This window comes from Streptomyces sp. CO7 (genome assembly GCF_053474865.1).
Genome location: NZ_JBRIOU010000002.1, coordinates 700,930 through 702,978, shown reverse-complemented (window position 1 = coordinate 702,978; position 2,049 = coordinate 700,930). Strand labels below are relative to the sequence as shown.

Here is a 2,049-nt window from a genome sequence, read left to right as displayed (position 1 = left end):
GGAGACAGCCGTTCGGCCGCGGCGTCCGCAGCCGCCGGACGGCGACGGATCGCCGCGCGGGCAGCGGCGGAAGGGCTCGTCCCGGCGGCCGGAGCCGCCGCGGGGGACGCGGCCGGGCCGGAACGCTCGGTGCCGCGTTCCCCCGGCGTCGCGGGGCGTGCCAACGCCCGTGCCACCCGCAGCGCACGGCGGGCGGCCTCAGCCGGGTTTGCCGCCGGGTCCCCGGCGTCCGTGTCCGCCGCGGTGTCCGCGTCCGCCGCGTCCCCGCGCCGGACCACCGCGTCACCGCCGCTCCCGCTCGTGCCGGGGCGGCCGAGATCACCCCCGGAGGCCGCACCACCGCCGGAGCGCGTGCCGTCACCGGAGGTCGCGCCCTTGTCGGGCCGGCCGCCCGGGTCCTCTGCCGCGAGCGGCTCCGCACCCGTGCCGCGCAGGCCCTCGCGGGAAGCGGCCTCCGCACCCGTGCCGTGCAGGTCCTCGCGGATGGCGGCCTCCGCGCCGCCCTCGCGGCCCGGGTGGTCGTCGGCGGCGTCGCCGTGGCCGGGAACGTGCGGCGGGGTCATGCCGGCCTCCGGAGGGAGACGAGATCGGTGAGCTCGCGATCGGTGAGCTCGGTCAGGGCCGCCTCGCCGGAGCCGAGGATCGCGTCCGCCAGCGCCCGCTTCGCCTCGAGCATCTCGGCGATGCGGTCCTCCACCGTGCCCTCGGTGATCAGCCGGTGCACCTGCACCGGCTGGGTCTGCCCGATGCGGTACGCGCGGTCGGTGGCCTGCTCCTCCACAGCCGGGTTCCACCACCGGTCGAAGTGCACGACGTGCCCGGCGCGGGTGAGGTTGAGGCCGGTGCCGGCCGCCTTGAGGGAGAGCACCAGGACGGGCGTCCCGCCTTCCTGGAAGCGGTCGACCATCCGCTCCCGCTCGGGGACGGGGGTGCCGCCGTGCAGCATCTCGGCGGGCACGGACCGGGCGGTGAGGTGCGCGGTGATCAGCCGGGCCATGCCCACGTACTGGGTGAAGACCAGCATCGAACCGTCCTCGGCGAGGACCGTGTCCAGCAGCTCGTCGAGCAGGGTGAGTTTGCCGGAGCGGTCGGCGCGGGCCCGGTCCGGTGAGACGCCCTCCTTGAGGTAGAGCGCGGGATGGTCGCAGATCTGCTTGAGGGAGGTCAGCAGCTTGAGGACCAGGCCGCGGCGGGCGATCCCCTCGCTGCCCTCGATGACCAGCATGGACTCGCGGACCACCGCCTCGTAGAGCGACGCCTGCTCGCGGGTGAGCGGAACCGGGCGGTCCGTCTCGGTCTTCGGCGGCAGTTCCGGCACGATGCCGGGGTCGGACTTGCGGCGGCGCAGCAGGAAGGGCCGGACCAGGCGGGCGAGCCGCTCCGCCGCGTCCGGGTCCTCGCCGCCCTCCACCGCGCGGGCGTGCCGGGCGCGGAAGGACTTCAGCGGCCCCAGCAGACCGGGGGTGGTCCAGTCGAGCAGGGCCCACAGCTCGGAGAGGTTGTTCTCCACGGGGGTGCCGGTGAGCGCGACCCGCGCGGGCGAGGGGATGGTGCGCAGGGCGCGGGCCGTCGCCGAGTACGGGTTCTTGATGTGCTGCGCCTCGTCCGCGACGACCATCCCCCACCCCACCCCGGCGAGTTCCTCGGCGGCGGAGCGCATGGTGCCGTACGTGGTGAGGACGAAGCCGCCGTCGAGGTCGGCGAGCGTGCGTCCGGTGCCGTGGAAGCGGCGGACGGGCACGCCGGGGGCGAAGCGGTGGATCTCGCGCTGCCAGTTGCCGAGCAGGGAGGCGGGGCAGACCACCAGCGTGGGCCGCCCGGCACGCTTTCCGCCGGCCCCGTCCTCACCGGCCCGGTCGCGCTCGGCGCGCCGCAGGTGCAGCGCGATCAGGGTGATCGTCTTGCCCAGGCCCATGTCGTCGGCGAGGCATCCGCCGAGGCCGAGCGAGGTCATCAGGTCGAGCCAGGCGAGGCCGCGCAGCTGGTAGTCGCGCAGCTCCGCGTCGAGGCCGGTGGGCGGGGAGGTGGGCTGCGGGCCCGCCACCAGGC

At 76.1% G+C, this 2,049-nt stretch carries 1 protein-coding gene and 1 pseudogene; both read right to left on the bottom strand.

The genetic code is table 11. From position 1 onward, the window contains the following. A pseudogene (locus ACOV8S_RS05190) lies at window positions 1-563 on the bottom strand (hypothetical protein); the annotation flags it as partial. Next, window positions 560-2,049, bottom strand: a 1,490-nt coding sequence (locus tag ACOV8S_RS05185) for a DEAD/DEAH box helicase (RefSeq protein WP_448316336.1), incomplete at its 5' end; no start/stop codon positions are given. The gene ACOV8S_RS05185 and the pseudogene ACOV8S_RS05190, both read right to left, overlap by 4 nt.